This is a genomic window from Mycobacteroides sp. CBMA 271 (assembly GCF_009729205.1).
Classification (GTDB): domain Bacteria; phylum Actinomycetota; class Actinomycetes; order Mycobacteriales; family Mycobacteriaceae; genus Mycobacterium.
Genome location: NZ_VTHB01000005.1, coordinates 274,015 through 293,846, shown reverse-complemented (window position 1 = coordinate 293,846; position 19,832 = coordinate 274,015). Strand labels below are relative to the sequence as shown.

General features: G+C 65.2%; 16 protein-coding genes and 1 riboswitch. Of the genes, 8 read left to right on the top strand and 8 right to left on the bottom strand.

Annotation, left to right across the window (positions count from 1 at the left end):
- Nucleotides 1-162: 162 nt before the first annotated feature.
- Nucleotides 163-852 carry an iron reductase gene (locus FZI91_RS15170; protein ID WP_239001764.1) on the bottom strand — a complete coding sequence of 230 codons (690 nt, stop codon included), beginning with the start codon at nucleotides 850-852 and terminating at the stop codon, nucleotides 163-165.
- A gap of 290 nt (nucleotides 853-1,142) precedes the next feature.
- On the opposite strand from FZI91_RS15170, the gene FZI91_RS15165 reads away from it, so the two are divergent.
- The 8 genes from FZI91_RS15165 to FZI91_RS15130 all read left to right on the top strand — a co-directional run bounded on the left by FZI91_RS15165 (nucleotide 1,143) and on the right by FZI91_RS15130 (nucleotide 12,462).
- Nucleotides 1,143-1,550, top strand: a complete 408-nt coding sequence (locus FZI91_RS15165) for a BlaI/MecI/CopY family transcriptional regulator (RefSeq protein ID WP_155939797.1) — start codon at nucleotides 1,143-1,145, stop codon at nucleotides 1,548-1,550.
- A 14-nt stretch (nucleotides 1,551-1,564) separates the two neighbouring features.
- Nucleotides 1,565-2,530 (top strand): M56 family metallopeptidase, encoded by a 966-nt coding sequence (locus FZI91_RS15160; RefSeq protein ID WP_162526055.1) that lies wholly within the window; start codon nucleotides 1,565-1,567, stop codon nucleotides 2,528-2,530.
- A gap of 146 nt (nucleotides 2,531-2,676) precedes the next feature.
- Nucleotides 2,677-4,125 carry an NADP-dependent phosphogluconate dehydrogenase gene (gene gndA, locus FZI91_RS15155; protein ID WP_162526056.1) on the top strand — a complete coding sequence of 483 codons (1,449 nt, stop codon included), beginning with the start codon at nucleotides 2,677-2,679 and terminating at the stop codon, nucleotides 4,123-4,125.
- 32 nt (nucleotides 4,126-4,157) lie between these two features.
- Nucleotides 4,158-5,594, top strand: a complete 1,437-nt coding sequence (locus FZI91_RS15150) for a GuaB1 family IMP dehydrogenase-related protein (RefSeq protein WP_155939796.1) — start codon at nucleotides 4,158-4,160, stop codon at nucleotides 5,592-5,594.
- Nucleotides 5,595-5,691: 97 nt separating this feature from the next.
- Complete coding sequence (locus FZI91_RS15145; RefSeq protein WP_162526057.1) at nucleotides 5,692-7,050, top strand: hemolysin family protein; 1,359 nt, start codon at nucleotides 5,692-5,694, stop codon at nucleotides 7,048-7,050.
- A 5-nt stretch (nucleotides 7,051-7,055) separates the two neighbouring features.
- On the top strand, nucleotides 7,056-8,111 hold the full coding sequence (locus FZI91_RS15140; protein ID WP_155939795.1) for a hemolysin family protein: 1,056 nt from the start codon (nucleotides 7,056-7,058) through the stop codon (nucleotides 8,109-8,111).
- 98 nt (nucleotides 8,112-8,209) lie between these two features.
- On the top strand, nucleotides 8,210-10,405 hold the full coding sequence (locus tag FZI91_RS15135; RefSeq protein WP_155939794.1) for a malate synthase G: 2,196 nt from the start codon (nucleotides 8,210-8,212) through the stop codon (nucleotides 10,403-10,405).
- 191 nt (nucleotides 10,406-10,596) lie between these two features.
- A complete protein-coding gene (locus FZI91_RS15130) occupies nucleotides 10,597-12,462 on the top strand; it encodes a substrate-binding domain-containing protein (RefSeq protein WP_155939793.1) in 1,866 nt (621 codons plus the stop codon).
- Between the two features lie 77 nt (nucleotides 12,463-12,539).
- Here FZI91_RS15130 and gcvP read toward each other — a convergent pair whose 3' ends face one another.
- The 7 genes from gcvP to FZI91_RS15095 form a co-directional block, all read right to left on the bottom strand.
- Entirely contained in the window at nucleotides 12,540-15,389 is a 2,850-nt protein-coding gene (gcvP, locus tag FZI91_RS15125; protein ID WP_155939792.1) for an aminomethyl-transferring glycine dehydrogenase, read from the bottom strand.
- A 184-nt stretch (nucleotides 15,390-15,573) separates the two neighbouring features.
- A riboswitch (glycine riboswitch) is annotated at nucleotides 15,574-15,671 on the bottom strand.
- A gap of 62 nt (nucleotides 15,672-15,733) precedes the next feature.
- On the bottom strand, nucleotides 15,734-16,360 hold the full coding sequence (locus FZI91_RS15120) for a MerR family transcriptional regulator (protein ID WP_162526058.1): 627 nt from the start codon (nucleotides 16,358-16,360) through the stop codon (nucleotides 15,734-15,736).
- A 235-nt stretch (nucleotides 16,361-16,595) separates the two neighbouring features.
- Nucleotides 16,596-17,099, bottom strand: a complete 504-nt coding sequence (locus FZI91_RS15115; protein ID WP_155939791.1) for a bifunctional nuclease family protein — start codon at nucleotides 17,097-17,099, stop codon at nucleotides 16,596-16,598.
- 45 nt (nucleotides 17,100-17,144) lie between these two features.
- Entirely contained in the window at nucleotides 17,145-17,888 is a 744-nt protein-coding gene (locus FZI91_RS15110; protein WP_162526059.1) for a MerR family transcriptional regulator, read from the bottom strand.
- Between the two features lie 60 nt (nucleotides 17,889-17,948).
- Nucleotides 17,949-18,422: a glycogen accumulation regulator GarA gene (gene garA / locus FZI91_RS15105; protein ID WP_155939790.1), complete on the bottom strand. Its 474-nt coding sequence runs from the start codon at nucleotides 18,420-18,422 to the stop codon at nucleotides 17,949-17,951.
- Nucleotides 18,423-18,616: 194 nt separating this feature from the next.
- Entirely contained in the window at nucleotides 18,617-19,012 is a 396-nt protein-coding gene (gcvH, locus tag FZI91_RS15100) for a glycine cleavage system protein GcvH (protein ID WP_162526060.1), read from the bottom strand.
- Nucleotides 19,013-19,077: 65 nt separating this feature from the next.
- Nucleotides 19,078-19,794 carry a DUF881 domain-containing protein gene (locus FZI91_RS15095; RefSeq protein WP_239001765.1) on the bottom strand — a complete coding sequence of 239 codons (717 nt, stop codon included), beginning with the start codon at nucleotides 19,792-19,794 and terminating at the stop codon, nucleotides 19,078-19,080.
- Nucleotides 19,795-19,832 lie beyond the last annotated feature (38 nt).

The window sequence follows — 19,832 nt, the reverse complement described above, 5'->3', positions numbered from 1 at the left end:
GTGCAGCGCCCGACAACGAAGAAGGGCCCCACGTGCCGAAGCACGTGAGGCCCTTCCTTCGTATGGACCGGGGGTCTCTGCAGCCCTCAGGACTCCGCGGCGGTCCGGGTGTCTGGTCGCGCAATTGCGCGTTCGACATAAATGAGGATAGGCAAGGCTGCCCTAAATTGCAATACCTTTGTGGCGGACAGGCAAGCCGAGTGTCATGAAGCGGTCGAGGATCGCCTGCCCACGGCGCATCCCGTCGGTCTCGCTCGACCGTGCCAGCAGCGGGACATGGGTCGCCGCTCCTACCACGGTCGAACCGACCAGCTGCCACATCTGGCCGATTTCCATTGCGCCGGAACTGATGTCCGACAACCGTGTGAACAACGGGGCCAGGGCGCGGTGGCATCGATGTGCGGTCCAGGCGGCGAGTGCGTCCTCGCTGGGAAAGACGACAACCTGCTCGCGGTCCCGATCTGGATCGTCGGGCAACACGCGCAACGTGGGGTCGACGACGCCGGCCCAGTCGATGCACCCTTCGGAGTCGAAGTAGACCCATAGGTTACCCAGGCCCGGATCCCAGGCGCGTCCTTCCAGGACGACCAGGGCCACCAATCTGCCGACCACGGTGTGAACGAGGGCGTCCGCGAGCTGATGAACGGCGACAGAGTCACTGCCGGTCTCCTCGATGGCCCGGGCGTACATCTGCTCAAGCCGATCGGTGTTCAGCGCACGAGCGAGCGGCCACCAGCGGCGCCGTCCCACATCGGACATCACTGCTACGCCGTAGGCCCGCGGACATTCCGGGTACAGCTCGCGGAGCCGCACGCTGGATTCGTGCAGCGCCAGTGATTGGCGGATGGACATCCCCGCAATAAGTGGGTCGTCGAGTGCCAGCGTCACCGTGGCAGCCTCCCTTCACGTAGACAAGATAGGTAAGCCTAACCACATGTAGGATGACATCGCCAGGTGCGGGTGTTGTGACAGCCCTCACCGAAGCTCCTGATCATCGGGCTGCGCCGATAGGTGGCCGCCCGCAGCGCGGGAGTAGAGCGAGACCGGATCGGCCCGAGGAACAAGGTCGCGTCCCGGTTCGTTGGCTGTCAGGAGTAGTACGACTCCATGTAGTACGGCATTGCGTCGGAGGTGAACGTAGAATGTTCGGAATGGCACGCCTGGGCGAACTCGAACGCGCGGTGATGGACCATCTGTGGTCCTCGCCCGAACCCCAGACTGTGCGTCAGGTCCACGAGGCATTATCGGCGCGGCGAGACCTCGCCTATACGACCGTGATGACCGTTTTGCAGCGTCTTGCCAAGAAGGACCTGGTGGTCCAGCATCGCGACGACCGTGCGCATCGCTATGCCCCGGTTCACGGCCGCGACGAGCTGGTGGCGGGCCTGATGGTCGATGCGCTAGCGCAGGCCAACAATTCGGGTGCTCGCGAGGCGGCATTGGTGCACTTCGTGGAGCGCGTAGGCCCCGATGAGGCCGATGCGTTGCGTCGCGCCCTGGCCGAGCTCGAAGCGAAAGATCCATCTGCTGGCGGTCGCCCCACCCCGTAAGGGACACTAGTGATGTGTCCGCCCTGGCGTTCGCGATTCTCGCGCTGCTCCTGACCGGTCCCGTACCGGCGTTGCTTGCGCGTGCGCGCTGGCCGTACCGCGCACCCCGGGCCGCCATGGTTCTGTGGCAAGCCATCGCCGCTGCTGCTGTTCTCTCGGCATTCAGCGCCGGGCTGGCGGTGGCGAGCCGGCTTCTGGTCCCAGGCCCAGATGGTCACCCGACCGCCACGATCACCGGTGAAATCGACCGTCTCGGTTGGGGTTTGTGGCTGTTCTACGTGGCGGTATTCGCCATCACGATTCTCATCGGTATTCGGCTGATGGTGTCGGTCATTCGCGTGGGTGTCCGGACGAGGCGCCGCCGGGCCCACCATCGCGCGATCGTCGATCTGCTCGACCACAAGGGTTATTGCGAGAACTGGCGCGGTGGTTACGACATTCATCGCCGTCGCGATCACGACGTGCGCGTGCTCGAGGTCGACGAGCCCCTGGCCTATTGCCTGCCGGGTGTGCGCAGCCGCGTGGTCGTCAGTGAGGGGACGCTGAGCACGCTGGGACATAACGAAGTGGCCGCGATCGTCGCGCACGAGCGTGCCCACTTGCGGGCGCGCCATGACCTGGTGTTGGAGGCCTTCACCGCCGTCCACGACGCGTTCCCCGTGATCGTCCGTAGCAAGAATGCGCTGGACGCGGTCAAACTGTTGGTCGAGTTGCTTGCCGACGACGCCGCGGTACGCACCGCCGGGCCCACTCCCCTGGCCCGCGCGCTGGTTGCGTGTGCGGGCGGACCAACCCCGGTTGGCGCGATGGCCGCGGGTGGACCTACCACTCTCATCCGGGTCCGCCGCCTAGGCGGTCGCGGCAACAGCCTGGCGTTGTCCTGTAGCGCCTACGCCGCCGCTGCAGCGATCTTGGTGGTGCCCACATTGGCTGTTGTCATCCCGTGGTTCACCGAACTGCAGCGACTATTCAGTCAGTGACCCCCCAGTAGGTGACCCGCGCTCGCGGGTTGAATGAGCCTGCGCGAGAATCTGGCTATGAGCCGCTTGCGCGAAGAGCATCGGTTCAGATGAGCCGCTTGCGCGAAGCGTGAAGGGCTTGGAGCACAACACGTCAACGAAAGGATGTGCTGGTGACGGCTGCAGAAGGTAAGGCACAGATCGGCGTGACGGGTCTGGCCGTCATGGGCTCGAACATCGCGCGGAACTTTGCGCGGCACGGATACACCGTCGCCCTGCACAACCGGTCGGTCGCGAAGACCGATGCGCTGTTGGCCGACCATGGGTCCGACGGAAACTTCATCCGCAGCGAGACGGTCGAGGAGTTCGTTGCGGCCCTCGAACGCCCGCGTCGGGTCCTGATCATGGTCAAGGCCGGTGACCCGACCGACGCCGTCATCGAAGAGCTGGCGGCGGCGATGGAACCCGGCGACATCATCATCGACGGCGGTAACGCGCTGTACACCGACACCATCCGTCGAGAGGCCGCGCTGGCCGCTCGCGATCTGCTTTTCGTTGGCGCCGGAATCTCGGGTGGTGAAGAGGGTGCGCTGAACGGTCCTGCGATCATGCCGGGCGGGCCCGTCGAGTCCTACAAGGCGCTTGGTCCCCTACTGGAATCTATTGCGGCGCAGGTCGATGGCACACCCTGCTGTACGCACATCGGCCCCGACGGATCGGGGCACTTCGTGAAGATGGTGCACAACGGCATCGAATACTCGGATATGCAGCTGATCGGCGAGGCTTACCAATTGCTCCGCGACGCGCTGGGCATGTCGGCGCCCGATATCGCCGAGGTCTTCACCGAGTGGAACGGCGGCGAGCTGGAGAGCTACCTCATCGAGATCACCGCGGATGTGCTGGCGCATACGGACGGCAAGACTGGACAGCCCTTGGTCGACGTCATCGTCGATGCCGCCGAGCAAAAAGGCACAGGTCGCTGGACCGTGAAGTCGGCCCTGGATCTCGGGGTGCCGGTGACGGGCATTGCGGAGGCCGTGTTCGCGCGTGCGTTGTCCGGATCGCGTCCGCAGCGTGCAGCGGCGGCCGGATTCACCGCCGGAAAGCTCGGCGAGAGGCCAAGCGATGCAAAGCAATTCGTGGAGGATGTGCGTCAAGCGCTGTATGCATCGAAGATCGTCGCCTATGCGCAGGGGTTCAATCAGATCGCCGCGGGCAGCGCCGAGTATGGCTGGAACGTGAAGCCCGGTGACCTGGCCACGATTTGGCGGGGTGGTTGCATCATCCGTGCGCAGTTCCTGAACCGGGTCAAGGACGCATTCGCCGAGCAGCCGGATCTGGCAACTCTGATCGCCGCGCCGTACTTCCGGACCGCGGTCGAGAACGGAATCGACAGCTGGCGACGCGTGGTGGTGACGGCAACGCAGCTGGGCATCCCCGTCCCCGGCTTCGCCTCGTCGCTGTCGTACTACGACGGTCTGCGCACCGATCGGCTCCCCGCCGCGCTCACCCAGGCCCAGCGTGACTTCTTCGGCGCGCATACCTACGAGCGCGTCGACTCCCCCGGCAAGTTCCACACGCTGTGGAGCGGCGACCGCAGCGAGGTAGAGGCCTAAGGGCCAGAGTAAGAGGCCTAGGGCGTGACGTTATGAAGTTTCTGGATGGACAGCGACCACCGTACGACCTGACCTATGACGACGTCTTTGTGGTTCCGAATCACTCGGATGTCTTGTCGCGGTTCGACGTCGACCTAACCACCGCCGACGGCACCGGCACCACGATCCCGATCGTGGTGGCCAACATGACGGCGGTGGCCGGGCGACGGATGGCTGAGACGGTCGCCCGCCGCGGCGGAATCACCGTGCTGCCACAGGATCTTCCGGTGCAGGCGGTCGCGCAGACCGTCGAGTTCGTGAAGAGTCGCGATCTGGTCTACGACACCCCGGTGACGCTCTCGCCCGATGACTCCGCCGGTGAGGCGATGGCGCTGATCCATAAGCGGTCGCACGGGGCCGCCGTGATCATCGAGAACGGCAGGCCACTGGGGCTGGTCACCGAGCAGGCTTGCACGGGGATTGATCGGTTCACCCGTGTTCATGACATCGCGGCTACCGATTTCGTCACCGCGCCCGAGGGAACCGACCCGCGGGCGGTCTTCGACCGATTGGGTGAGGCGCACGTGCCGGTGGCGGTGCTGACGCGTCCCAACGGAACGATGGCGGGGATCCTCACCCGTACCGGCGCTATCCGGGCCGGTTTGTACACCCCGGCAGTCGACGCGGCTGGGCGCTTGCGTATCGCCGGAGCGGTCGGCATCAACGGCGATGTCCAGGCGAAGGCAACCGCGTTGGTACAGGCCGGCGTGGATCTGCTGGTCATCGACACCGCACATGGGCACCAGCAGAAGATGCTGGAGGCGCTCGCCTTGGTGGCGGAGCTGTCACTAGGTGTGCCGATCGCCGCGGGCAATGTGGTGTCGGCACAGGGCACGCGGGATCTGATCGAGGCCGGTGCGAGCATCGTGAAGGTAGGCGTGGGCCCCGGTGCCATGTGCACTACCCGGATGATGACCGGCGTGGGACGCCCGCAACTCTCGGCGGTCATCGAATGTGCCGCCACAGCAAGGGAATTTGGTGCCCACGTGTGGGCCGACGGTGGCGTTCGGCGTCCGCGGGATGTTGCCCTGGCGCTCGCGGCGGGAGCCGCCAACGTGATGATCGGTTCCTGGTTCGCCGGCACCCACGAATCCCCCGGCGACCTACAGCTCTCGGCCAGCGGTCGTCGCTACAAGGACAGCTTCGGTATGGCGTCCAAACGGGCGGTGGCGGCCCGCACCTCCGGCGACAGCGCCTTCGATCGGGCCCGTAAGAGCCTGTTCGAGGAGGGTATTTCGACCTCCCGGATCGAATTGGACCCGCAACGTCCGGGCGTCGAGGACCTCATCGACCACATCATCTCGGGTGTGCGCAGTACCTGCACGTATGTGGGTGCACGTACCCTGACCGAGCTGCATGAGCGGGTGGTGCTGGGCGTCCAGTCGGCCGCCGGATTCGCCGAGGGGCGCCCGCTTCCCGAAGGTTGGTGACCTGCCGGCAACCTGCACGGTTACCATGAGCATCACGATGGTCACCGTGTTTGATCAATCAAGCGTGACCACGCAAGCCTAAGGGGGCCAGCCAGCGGTGACGGTCTTACTCACCGGGCTGAGTCTGTTTGCGTTCATCGCGCTGACCGCAGGAACCGCACTCTTCGTGGCGGCCGAGTTCTCCCTGACCGCCTTGGAGCGCAGCTCCATTGAGGCGCGCGCCAAGACCGGCGACGGCCGGGACCGGATGGTCAAGCGGGCGCACAGCACCCTGTCGTTCCAGCTCTCGGGTGCGCAGCTCGGCATCACCATCACCACACTCGTCACCGGTTACCTGGCCGAACCGGTGATCGCGCGCCTGCTCACACAGTTGATCGGCTACGCGGGGGTCGCGGTGAGCGGAGCGATATCGCTGGCGCTGGCCCTGCTCATCGCCACCTCGGTATCGATGATCTTCGGTGAGCTGGTACCGAAGAACTTCGCGCTGGCGCGCCCCATCTCGACCTCGCGCGTCACCTCAGGGCCCATGGTGCTGTTCTCGGCCGTGTTCAGCTTCGCGATCCGTGCGCTCAACGGTGTTGCCAATTGGGTGCTGCGCCGAATGGGTATCGAACCCGCGGAAGAGCTGCGCTCGGCGCGTTCACCGCAGGAGCTGGGGTCCCTGGTGCGGACCTCGGCACGCAGCGGTGCGCTGGACGAAACCACCGCGGTGCTGGTCGATCGGTCGTTGCGGTTCGGGAGCCGCACCGCCGAGGAGCTGATGACTCCGCGCACCGAGATCGAATCGCTGGAGGCCACCGATACGGTCGCGGATCTGGTCGCTATCGCTGTCGACACCGGCTTCTCCCGGTTCCCGATCACCGAAGGCGACCTGGACGCGACGATCGGCATCGTCCACGTCAAGCAGATCTTCGAGGTGCCACCGGATCAGCGCGCCACGACCACATTGGCCAGTCTGGCCCGGCCGGTTGCGGTGGTGCCCTCGACCCTCGACGGCGACGCGGTCATGGAGCAAGTCAGGGCGAACGGTATGCAAACCGCGCTCGTGGTCGATGAGTACGGCGGCACCGCCGGCCTGGTCACGGTCGAGGACATGATCGAGGAGATCGTCGGCGACGTCCGGGATGAGCATGACGACGCGACCCCTGACGTCGTCTCCTCCGGCAGAGGCTGGGTGGTCTCGGGGCTGCTGCGCATCGACGAGGTCGCTGCGGCGACCGGGTACCGGGCTCCCGAGGGTGAGTACGAGACGATCGGCGGTCTGGTCCTGCAGGAGCTAGGCCACATTCCGACGGTGGGTGAGACCGTCGAGCTGTCGGCGGTGGTGCCCGACCATCCGCTGGCCGAATTGCCGAGCTGGCGTGCGCGGGTGGCGAGTATGGACGGGCGCCGGATCGACCAGATCGAGCTCACCGCGCTGTCCGAAGACCACCCAGCCGACGGTCGGGAGGAATGACCACCATGGGCGGTGACATACTCGGCGTACTCCTTACGGCCGCATTGCTTTTGGCGAACGCGTTCTTTGTCGGTGCCGAATTCGCGCTGATCTCCGCTCGTAGAGACCGCCTGGAGGCGCTGGCGGAGGCGGGCAAGAAACGCGCGGTGACGGTGATGATGGCCGGCCAGAAACTGTCGCTCATGCTTGCCGGCGCCCAGCTCGGCATCACGATCTGTTCAATCCTGTTGGGCCGCATCGGTGAACCCGCCGTCGCGCATCTGCTTGAGCGGCCCTTCGACCTGATGGGCGCACCCGCCGCGGTGACCCACACCGTCGCGTTCGTGGTTTCGCTGTCGATAGTGGTGCTGCTGCACGTGCTGCTCGGTGAAATGGTGCCCAAGAATATCGCCATCGCCGGACCGGAGTCGGCGGCCATGCTGCTGATTCCGCCGTACCTGGTGTACATCCGGCTGGCGCGGCCGCTGATCGGCCTCTACAACTGGTGCGCCAACGCCGTGCTGCGACTATTCAAGGTGCCGGTGAAGGACGAGCTCGAAATCACGGTGTCCACGGTGGAGCTCTCGGAGATGATCGCGGAGTCGCTGTCCGAGGGGCTTCTGGATGAGGAAGAACACACCAGGCTCCGTCGTGCGCTGCAGATCCAGCATCGCGTGGTCGCCGATGTTGTGGTGCCCGCTAACCAGATTCGATCGATCGCCGTATCGGGGTCGGCGCCGGGGCCTTCGGTGGCCGCCGTGGAGCGCGCGGTGATCGAAACCGGGTATTCGAGATTCCCCGTCATGGGGCCGCGCGGGGATTACCTGGGTTATCTGCACATAAAGGACGTCTTGACGTTGGGTGACGACCCGGAGGCGATCGTCGACCAAGAGTTCATTCGGCCACTGCCCCGCTTGCATGGTTCTGTTCCGTTGCCAGAGGCTCTGTCGACACTTCGCCGTAGCAACAGCCATCTGGCCCTCATGTCGACCACGGACGGGAGCATAGTGGGCCTTGTCACACTCGAAGACCTGGTAGAAGACCTCGTCGGCACCGTGCGTGATGGAACACACCGCATATAGATCGGTTTCGAGGTGATCGCTACCAATGAGTAGGATCAATGTTTACCGATTCGCACGAGCGTCCGGTCCCAGACCCCCGACAACACAGAGGAGTTGCGATGAGTGATCGCGTCGATGTGGGCAACCTGCGAGTGGCGCGGGCGCTGTACGACTTCATCACCAATGAGGCACTGCCGGGCACCGGTGTGGATGCCGACACCTTCTGGACCGGGGTCGACAAGGTAGTCACCGATTTGGCTCCGCGGAACCGCGAGCTCCTGGACCGCCGCGACGACCTGCAAACACAGATCGATCGCTGGCACCGCCAGCGTGCGCTGGAGCCACTGGATCATGCCGCGTATCGGGAGTTCCTCACCGAGATCGGGTACCTGGTGCCCGAGCCCGAGGATTTTGCGATCACCACCGCGGGCGTGGACGACGAGATCACCACGACGGCCGGACCGCAGCTGGTTGTTCCGATTCTGAATGCGCGCTTCGCCCTCAACGCCGCCAACGCGCGCTGGGGTTCGCTGTATGACGCGCTGTACGGCACCGATGTGATCCCGGAAACCGATGGCGCCGAAAAGGGCTCGTCCTACAACAGGATCCGCGGCGACAAGGTTGTTGCCTACGCCCGCGAGGTGCTCGACGGCGCAGTGCCGCTGGCGGCCGGATCGTGGAAGGACGCGGTCGGCCTGAAGATCGATGACGCCCAACTGCTCATCGAATTCGGCGACGACTTGTCCTCGGGATTGGCAGAACCCGAGCAGTTCGTCGGGTACACCGGCAAGCTCGGTAAGCCGCAATGGTCGGTGCTCCTGGTCAACCATGGCCTGCACCTTGAGGTCCTCATCGACCCCGACTCCCCCGTCGGGTCCACCGACAAGGCCGGTATCAAGGATGTCGTGCTCGAGTCGGCGATCACCACGATCATGGACTTCGAGGACTCGGTGGCCGCCGTGGACGCCGAGGACAAGGTGCTCGGATACCGTAACTGGCTGGGGCTCAACAAGGGTGACCTTTCCGAAGAGGTGGCCAAGGGTGGCAAGACCTTCACCCGCGTGCTGAACGAAGACCGCGTGTTCACCGCCCCGGACGGCAAGGGTCAGCTGACCCTGCCGGGCCGCAGCCTGTTGTTCGTCCGCAACGTCGGTCACCTGATGACCAATGACGCCATCGTGGATTCCGAAGGAAACGAGATCCCGGAGGGCATCCAGGACGCGCTGTTCACCAGCCTCATCGCCATCCACGGGCTGCGGTCCGGCAAAAAGAACGGCGCGCTGAAGAACAGCCGCACCGGGTCCATCTACATCGTGAAGCCCAAGATGCACGGGCCCGAGGAGGTGGCCTTCACCGCCGAACTCTTTGGCCGTGTCGAAGAGGTGCTCGGACTTCCGCACGCCACTCTCAAGGTCGGCATCATGGACGAGGAGCGCCGCACCACCGTCAACCTCAAGGCCGCCATCAAGGCCGCCGCCGATCGCGTGGTGTTTATCAACACCGGCTTCCTGGACCGCACCGGCGACGAGATCCATACCTCGATGGAGGCCGGGCCGATGTGTCGCAAGGCCGCCATGAAGAAGCAGCCGTGGATCCTGGCCTACGAGGATCACAACGTCGACATCGGGCTGGGCGCCGGCCTGGCGGGCAAGGCGCAGATCGGCAAGGGCATGTGGGCCATGCCGGACCTGATGGCCGATATGGTCGCGCAGAAGATCGCGCAGCCCCGCGCGGGCGCCACCACCGCCTGGGTGCCATCCCCCACTGCCGCGACCCTGCACGCGCTGCATTACCACGAGGTTGACGTCAAGGCGATCGACCAGGAGCTGGCGGGTAAGCACCGCGCTGAGCTGGACGATTTGCTCACCATTCCTCTGGCCGAGTCGCGCCAGGACTGGACCGCCGAGGACATCCGCGAGGAGATCGACAACAACTGCCAGTCAATCCTGGGCTACGTGGTGCGCTGGATCGATCATGGCGTCGGTTGCTCCAAGGTCCCGGACATTCACGATGTGGGCCTCATGGAAGACCGCGCCACCCTGCGCATCTCCAGCCAGCTGCTGGCCAACTGGCTGCGCCACGATGTGATCACCGAGGACGAGGTGGTTGAGGGTCTGAAGCGGATGGCTCCGGTTGTGGACCGGCAGAACGCCGGCGACAAGGACTATCGTCCGATGGCTCTGGACTTCGACAGCAACATCGCGTTCCAGGCCGCCAAGGAGCTCATCCTGGAGGGCGCCGACCAGCCGAACGGGTACACCGAGCCGATCCTGCACCGGCGCCGTCGTGAGTACAAAGCCGCGGCGGCCACATAGCCGGACGGCGGTCTTTACGTGCGTCGACTTCGTGCTGCCGGGTACGGCGGCGTGTCGGTTTGGACGCGGTTTGGTTGCGCGCGCAGGGGTATCGGCGGTCTGGGACAGTAGACTCGGGCGCACGCGCAGCGGGGCTCGTAGATAGCCGTAGACAGGTACGCAGCACAGGATGAGAAGGGTCGCGACGACACATGGGCAGGCACAGCGCATCTGGGTCGGGTAGCCCGGACGGTCGGGACGAGAACGACGATTGGGAACCCGAGCACGAACCGGAGTACGGGTCGAGTGCCGGGCCGGAGTTCGACGGCACCGGATCTGGCGGTTCAGGCCTTGATACGGGCAGCTGGCAGCGTTCCCATCGCAGTGGTGGCAGTAACTGGGGTGTCAGCAAGGGGTTGATCGGCGCGATCGCGGCGGTGCTCGTGGTGGCCGTGTCCATTGGACTGTGGTGGTACTTCGACAGGCGGACCACCGACAACCAAGCCGAAGCCGCCGCGACCTGCGTGCACGGGAACAACACCATCGCCGTGGTTGCCGACCCGTCGATCGCGGACCGGATCGGCGAACTTTCCGAGCGATTCAACAAGAAGCACGAGGTGATCGGCGACTACTGCTTCACGGTGTCGGTGCGTCCCGCGGACGCCGCCAACGTGATCAAGGGGCTGACGGGCCAGTGGCCCGCCGAGCTCGGTGCGCAGCCCGCAGTGTGGATCCCGGGGAGCTCGATCTCGTCGGCGCGCCTGAAAGCGGCATCGAAGACCAATATCGTGAGCGACAGCCGGTCGTTGGTCAGTTCACCGGTGGTGATTGCGATGACGCCGAAACTGCGCCAGGCGATCCCCAACGATAAGACGTGGGCGGATCTTCCTGCACTGCAAAGCGTTCCGAACTCACTGGACGGCTTTGGGCTTCCCGGATGGGGCTCGCTACGACTAGCGCTGCCGTCGAGCGGCAACGCCGATGCACCGCAGCTAGCCGCGGAGGCGGTAGCCGCGGCAAGCGTCCGCCAGGATGAGTCGCCCGAGCTCGGGTCGGGTGCCGCCGCGGCGTTGGCCGCGACCGCTCCCAAGCTGCCCGCGAACAGCCTCGCTGATGCCATGGGAGCGCTGCTGGACGGCGGCGAGCAACCCGGCGCTGCCGTGCATTCGGTGGTCACCACAGAACAGCAGCTCTACGCCCGGACCCGCAGTAACGCCGACGCCAAGAAGGTCGTCGCCGCGTGGCAGCCGGCAGGCTCGACACCTATGGCCGACTACCCCACCGTGCAGCTGGACGGTGCGTGGCTGTCCGAAGAACAGCACACCGCGGCAAGCCAATTCGCGCGTTATCTCGGCGAGAAGGACCAGCTCAAGGATCTGGCCGCGGCTGGATTCCGTGCCGAGGGCGCGGACCTGCCCAGCAGCGACGTGGTGAGCTTCGCCAAGATCGAGAAGCCGCTGAGCGTCGACGACAAGGTGCGCGTCGCGCTGGCGGACGGCACCTCGGCCACGCCCGGAACGACCACGATCATGCTTGCTTCCTCGCCTGCCCCCGACGTCAAGCTCGCGGATATCACCGGGGCGTTGGCCAGCCGGGTGCGCGCCATCCCCCAGAGTTCGGGTGTCGGCCTGTGGATTTACGACGGCAAGGAGGGCAACACCGTGGTGCGGCTCGGCGGCGCCGGCGATGACGTGGAAGGCGTGCCCCGGTCGCAGAGCGTTGCCGATGCGCTGACCGCGCTGCAGCCGACCGGCAACGGTGCGGTGGCCTACACGACCCTGCGCGCGCTTTATCAGGACGCGGTCGGTGGCTTCCGCCCGAATCAGGTCAACTCGGTGTTGGTGGTGGCCGGGCGCTCGCACACCGATCAGTCTCTGGACGGACCGGGCCTCATCGACACCATCAACCGCCTCAAGGATCCGGCGAAGCCGGTGCGCATCAACGTGATCGACTTCGGTGGCGATTCGGATCAGCAGACGTGGCAGTCGCTCACTCAGCAGACCGGGGGCGTCTACCAGAACTTGCCGGCATCGAACACCCCGGAGCTGGCCGCCGCCATCGCCCGATTCGTGTCCTAGCTTTTTTCGCGAGCAGACACGTATTGCACATAAAACCCGGTGGGCCGTGCAATACGTGTCTGCTCGTGAGGGAGTTTCTACTCCGCGAAGGCCTCGATCGGCGGGCAGGAGCACACCAGGTTTCGGTCGCCGTAGGCACCGTCGATGCGGCGCACCGGCGGCCACACCTTGGGGCGGAAGCCCTTACCGAGCGGGTAGGCGGCCTCGGTCCGGCTGTATGGGTGATCCCATTCGTCGGCGGTGAGGGACTCGGCGGTGTGCGGGGCGCCGCGCAGCGGGTTGTCCTCCACGGGCCACACCCCGGAGCCGACCTTGTCGATCTCGCCCTTGATGGCAATCATCGCCGCGCAGAACGCGTCGACCTCGGCCAGGCTCTCGCTTTCGGTGGGCTCCACCATGAGGGTGCCGGCCACCGGGAAGCTCATGGTCGGCGCGTGGAATCCATAGTCGGCCAGGCGTTTTGCCACGTCGTCGACGGTCACTCCGGTGTTCTTGGTGATCTCACGTAGATCCAGAATGCACTCGTGGGCCACCATGCCGTTGTCGCCGGTATAGAGCACCGGGTAGTACTCGTCGAGGCGCCGGGCCAGGTAGTTGGCCGAGGCGATGGCGGTCAACGATGCCGCGCGTAGGCCGTCGGGTCCCATCATGCGGATGTAGGCCCAGGTGATCGGCAGGATCGACGCCGAACCATAGGGAGCCGAGGAGACGGCGGCGCCACCGGGCAATTCGCTGGCGTACGGGTGTCCGGGCAGGTACTGCGCGAGGTGGTTACGCACCGCGACCGGTCCGACACCCGGCCCACCGCCGCCGTGCGGGATGCAGAACGTCTTGTGCAGATTCAGATGGCTGACGTCACCGCCGAATTGTCCGGGACGGGCGAGTCCCACGAGGGCATTCAGATTCGCGCCGTCGACGTACACCTGTCCCCCGGCGTCATGCACGGCCGCGCAGATGTCGGCGATGTCGTGCTCGTAGACACCGTGGGTGGACGGGTACGTGATCATGATCGCGGCCAGGGTGCTGGCATTGTCCGCGATCTTGGCGCGCAGGTCATCCAGGTCGACATCGCCGTTCTCGCGACACGCCACCACCACGACGCGCATCCCGGCCAGCGCTGCGGAGGCGGCGTTGGTGCCGTGCGCGCTCGACGGGATTAGGCACACCACGCGATCGCTCTCGCCGCGGTCGATGTGGTACTGCCGGATGGCCAGCAGCCCCGCATACTCGCCCTGTGACCCCGCGTTGGGCTGCAGACTCACCTTGTCGTACCCGGTGATATCGGCGAGCCAGCCTTCAAGATCGGCGATCACGGTGCGCAGGCCGCGCGAGTCGCTCGCCGGGGCGAAGGGGTGCTGTGCGGCGAACTGCGGCCAGGTAATGGGCTCCATCTCGGCGACGGCATTGAGCTTCATGGTGCAGGATCCGAGCGGAATCATGCTGCGGTCCAACGCAATATCTTTGTCGGACAGGGCGCGCAGGTACCGCATCATCTCGGTCTCGCTGTGGTAGCGATTGAATGCCGGATGTGTCAGGTACTCCGTGTCGCGGGTGGAGATATCGGAGGTGTGCGGGGCTTCCAGGGTTTCCTCGAACATATCGGCGCCGAACGCCCGCAGCACCGACACCAGGTGCGTCAGCGTCGTCGCCTCGTCGCAGGCGATGGACACGTGGTCATCGTCGGGGCTCCAGATGTTGACGCCCTCAGCCTTGGCGGCGGCCTGGATCTCGGCGGCCTTGCCCGGGACGTGTACCAAGACGGTGTCGAAGAATTGCTCATGCACCACGGTGTGGCCGCCGCGGGTCAATCTGGAGGCCAGTAGCTGCGCGTTGCGGTGCACCCGAGTGGCGATGGTGCGCAAACCTTCCGGGCCGTGGTAGCTCGCGTACATGGCGGCCATGATCGCGAGCAGCACCTGGGCGGTACAGATATTGCTGGTGGCCTTGTCACGACGGATGTGCTGTTCGCGGGTCTGCAGTGAGAGCCGATATGCGGGCGACCCGTCTGCATCGACCGACACTCCGACCAGACGTCCCGGCAGTTGCCGGGCGTGGGCGGTGTGCACGGCGAGATATCCGGCGTGCGGTCCGCCGAATCCCATGGGCACACCGAAACGCTGGGTGGTGCCGAAGGCGACGTCTGCGCCGATGTCTCCGGGCGGTGCGATAAGCGTCAAGGCCAGCAGATCGGCGCCCACCGACACCAGCGCGCCGCGTCCATGGGCCGCGGCGATGAGCTGGGTCCAGTCGCGCACCACCCCGGATGCGCCGGGCAGCTGCACGATCACCCCGAAGAATTCGCCGTCCGGCAGCCCCTGGCTCAGATCGGCGGTCACCACCTCAATGCCGAGCGGTTCGGCACGCGTGGTGATGACGGCGGCAGTCTGCGCGTACAGATCGGCGTCGATGACCAACCGATTGGACGGGGACTTCCCGGCGCGGTGCATGAGCGTCATCGCCTCGGCGGCGGCGGTGCCTTCGTCCAGCATGGAGGCGTTCGCAATGTCCAGGCCGGTGAGTTCGGCGACCATGGTCTGGAAGTTCAGCAGCGCCTCCAGACGGCCCTGGCTGATTTCGGGCTGGTACGGCGTGTAGGCGGTGTACCAGGCCGGGTTCTCCAGGATGTGCCGGCGCAGCACGGGCGGCGTCAGCGTCTCGAAGTAGCCCTGCCCGATCATGGACACCGCGATTGTGTTGTGGCTCGCCAGCTTTCGTAGTGCGTCCAGAGCTTCGTGCTCGGAGGCGGCTGCCGGAAGGGCGTCGAGTCCGGTGGCCCTGGGTCCGTCGGAGCCACCGTGCAGTGCATCGAGGATGCTGGCCGGAACCGCCCTCTCGGCGAGTTTGTCGAGGCTTGCCACTCCGATAGTGGCGAGCATGGTGTCGATATCGGCGGCGGTGGGACCGATATGGCGATCGGCGAAGGACATGACACTCCCGGAGGGCCGAGTCGCGCGGCAGGCGCGCGACAGCATCTCCCCTCCCTCTGTCATCAACCCGTCACGGGCGCCTGAGAGATTCAGCTGCTGGCCGGGTTTCAGCCCAGGTCACAGCCTTTCCCCGTCGGCGGGTGGCCTGGTCGTGGGACCAGCTCACCGCTTTCCAGAGGCATCGGGGCCGAGAGCGGTTCGGGGGCCTGAGAGATTGGCGGAGAGGTGTTGCTCCTTCGGCGGCCATGACTGGCGATCATGGCACTCTCCCGCCCACGGGCGATGCGCGACCAGTTTACGTGAATCAAGCGTCTGGTCCAGACCAGTGAGTGCGTAGAGCCGGATCAGCCGATCTTGCGGGCGCGATCCTTGCGACGTGATGCCAGCTCGTCCTCCGGCGCCGCGACGGACTCGCCGCCGTCGGCGCGCTCCCCCGGGAACTCGGCGATGGCACCGGTCAGCTCCCGCATGGCGCCGCTCACCGCGATGCCGAACACGCCCTGTCCACCCTGCAGCAGATCGACAACCTCTTCGGCGGAGGTGCATTCATAGACGGTGGTGCCATCGGAGAACAGCGTGATGTTCGCCAGATCCTCGACGCCGCGTAGGCGCAGGTGCTCGACGGCGACCCGAATGTTCTGCAGCGAGATTCCGGTGTCCAGCAGTCGCTTAACGATCTTGAGGACCAGGATGTCCTTGAACGAGTAGAGGCGCTGGCTGCCCGATCCGGCGGCACCGCGAATCGAGGGAACCACGAGTGAGGTGCGCGCCCAGTAGTCCAGCTGGCGATAGGTGATGCCGGCGACCTGGCACGCGCTGGGGCCGCGGTAGCCGACGAGCTGGTCGGGCACCGAGTCATCCGGGAAGAGGCCAGGCTGTACGGGCCCCATGGAAGCAGAAGACTCAGCGGACTCAGCCACGCCGTTGCCCAAAGACATCTCTAGCTGCCCCTGCTGCGGCTCTTCAACCACTTCTGCTCCCTCTCGCGATCGCTTCTTCGGCCATTCGTCCCGCGGATCCCGTCTGGATCCGAGTTCGCCGTAGTGCGTTCGTCCAAGCACGAATTCTCCGAGCATACGCTCCTTGCGTTGCCCCGTGCCGGCCGCTGAGTCAAATTATGACCTCCGCAAAATCTCGGTCAACGCGACGCGCCCGGGGTGTGACTGTCAAGGTCAGGTTGAGACTTTCTCGTTACTTTTGGCCCGACTACGGGCCTTCGGTGGCCTTGAAGTCATCGGGCGACACGCTGTCCAGGAACTCCTTGAACTTCTCCACCTCGTCTTCGCGCAGCGCTCCGCCCGAGTCTTCGTCGTTCTCGTCGGGAATGATCAAACCCGCTTCGGCGAGCACGGCCTCCTCGACGTAGATCGGTACCCCAACACGCAGGGCGATCGCCACCGAATCCGACGGTCGCGCCGACACCCGGATATCGCTGTCAAAGACGAGGTCCGCGTAGAAGGTGCCCTCCTGCAGATCCACGATTCTTACTTCTTTGAGCGAATGCCCAAGGGCACCAATGAGATCTCGAATCAGATCATGAGTGAGAGGTCGCGAAGGCTCGACTCCCTGCTGCTCCAGGGCAATGGCTGCGGCCTCTGACTGGCCGATCCAAATGGGCAGGTAGCGATCACCATCGGACTCGCGCAACAACAGCACCGGCTGGTTCTGGGGCTGTTCCACGCGGATTCCCACGACTCGAACTTCACTCATCGTGCCTCCAACACCAGTACTTCTGTCGTACCGCGAGTCTAGTCCTCAGCGATCGAGGACGCCGCGCACCGCGGACTTGATCATGGCGCCGTGGAGCGCGATCGACAGCGCTGCCACCTCCCGGATCAGGTCATCGGCGCGGTCGCGGGCTCCCGCCTTATTGGCTTTGACGGTTGGGCCGACAATTTGGGCGATCAAATCGGTCTCGCGGTCGACGGCCGACCGGAAGGTGCGCAGATGCCGCGGCTCGACGCCGTAGTCGGCCAGCTCGGCGGCGCATTGGACGATCAGGACGGTGTATTCGTCGAAGAAACCGCCCGGGCCGGCGGTGATGATCCCCGCCTTGATGAGCGAGGTCAGCAGCACTTCGTCGGCGCCGGACCGTGACAGCAGGTCTTCGCGGCTTAGCCGCGTGGGGCGCGTGGACGGAATTCCTTGATGGGCAACACTGTTGGCGCTGTCACTATCAGTGATGGCAAAAAGACGAGGGCCGCCGGTGAATCCCGCCAAGTCGGGCAGCGCTCCGTCCGGCTGCGCGTCGAGTTGTTCCTTGATCACCTTCAACGGCAGGTAGTGATCTCGCTGCGCGGTCAGGATGAACCGGAGTCGCTCGGCGTCATAGGCCGAAAACCGGCGATACCCCGACGCGCTGCGCGACGGGGTAACCAGTCCCTCCGATTCGAGGAATCGAATCTTCGAGATCGTGACGTCCGGAAACTCCGGACGCAATAGGTCGAGTACCGACCCGATCGACATTCCGGTGAGAGTCGGCCGGTCGGGAGCTGTCACCGGTCGATGTTCTTCGCGCGGGCGCTCATCACAGCCCTTGGTTCTTCGCGCGGGCGCTCATCACTGGCCCCCCGCAGCCGCCTCGTCGCCGGCTGACTTCGGTCCGGTGAGGAAGACCAGACGGAACTTCCCGATCTGTACTTCGTCGCCGTTGGCGAGAACCGCCGAATCCACGGGCTCGCGGTTGACGTAGGTGCCGTTGAGGCTGCCCACATCGACAACCTGGAATTCGTCACTGTCAAGCCGGAATTCGGCGTGACGACGGCTTACCGTGACGTCATCGAGGAAAATGTCGCTATCAGGGTGCCGTCCGGCCGACGTGGTTGCCTGATCAAGTAGAAAGCGCGATCCGGCGTTGGGTCCGCGTTTGACGACCAACAGCGCCGACCCGGCGGGCAATCCCTCGACACCCGACACATCGTTACCGGCCTGCGCGGGCGCCTCCAGCTCGGTGGCGAAATCGGCGCGGAACACTGAGGTCGTCTCCGCGGTGACCTCGCCTGACGTGTCGTCCTTGTCGTTATCGGTCACCATCGCTCCTTCTTCCTCGCCCCTGGAGGATTCGATTGTCAGTGCGGATCTCGCTGAGCCTGATGCTCGCCGCGACCCTCATGCCGCTCATTTCCGACCGTACCGTCTGACTGCCCGTAACGGGCCACCTCTGCCGTATCCGGCAGCGGTCAACCCGAAATCGCGGTCATCGGACTGCATGGAGGACAGGTGCCCTCCTAATCGGTGGCGTCACCATATCCCGATGCGTCTAAGAGGTCGTTAAGAGCGGCGTCGAGATCTGCCGCGCTGGCGACTTCGAGGTCCACCAACCAGCCCTCACCATAGGGATCGGAATTTACCAGCTGTGGGTTGGAATCCAATTCGCCATTCGCGGCAACGACTTTCGCTGTAATGGGCGCGAACAGGTCTGATACCGACTTGGTGGATTCCACCTCACCGAATGTCGAGCCCGCGGTGAAATCGGAACCGGCGTCCGGCAGCTGGACAAACACCACATCACCGAGCTGTGACTGCGCGTAGTCGGTGATTCCGATGCGCACGGTGGTGTCTCCCGTGCGCCGCACCCATTCGTGCTCCTCGGTGTAATGCAGGTCGGCGGGAATTTCGGTCACGGTGAGTGGTCCTTGCTCTCGGTGAGTGTCTGCGTGGGCTGCATAGTTTAAGTGTCGTGCTCTGGCTACTTGCCGGGCTGAGCGTATTGGCGCGGTTTCGGTTCTCGCAAGGTGGTGATGTCGACACGCGCCGGCTGGTCGATGGTAACGCTTCCGCCCACGCGCGAGACGGTATCGACTGCGCCGCCGGGAATGTTCATCGCGGCCGCCAGAGTGGGCGGATCGCCTATCGCCAGAAGCGAATACGGAGGGCTCAGCGTCATCCTATCGACGGTGAGCTGTCCGGGGGCCCCGGTGACCCACGAATCGGCCCCGATGCGCACGGATTGGTCGTTCGCCTTGATCTCGATGGCCTCGGCCCCGGCCGCCCGGAGTTCGTTGATGATGTCCAGGAGCGCCTCGGGGCCGAGGCCCTGCCCGGGGTCGTTGATGGTCAGGACAACTCCCGGGCCGGTGGCACCGACCGTCCCCACCATGATCGACAGTGCGGACAGGCGGGCCTTGGCGTCGTTGATGACTGCCTGATTGCCGGTTCCGCTGGCGCGCATGGTGATAAGGCTCTGTTGCAGGTCCGCGATCTCCTTGTTCAAGGTGGCGTCGCGCTGTTGCAGCGAGTCGAGCAGCACCAGCAGGTCGGCTGGGCGCGCGGCGTCGAGGCCATCACCCGATTCGGTTTGGCGTACCTGGGTGGTGATCGCGAGGCCTAGCAGCGCGCACAGCGCCACTCCCAGCACGCCGAAGGTGATCTGGGAGCGAGTGGGTGGCCGCCGCGTCTTGGGCATCTCATGCTTGCCGGGGTGCGCGGCGCTGTCCGCGGCCC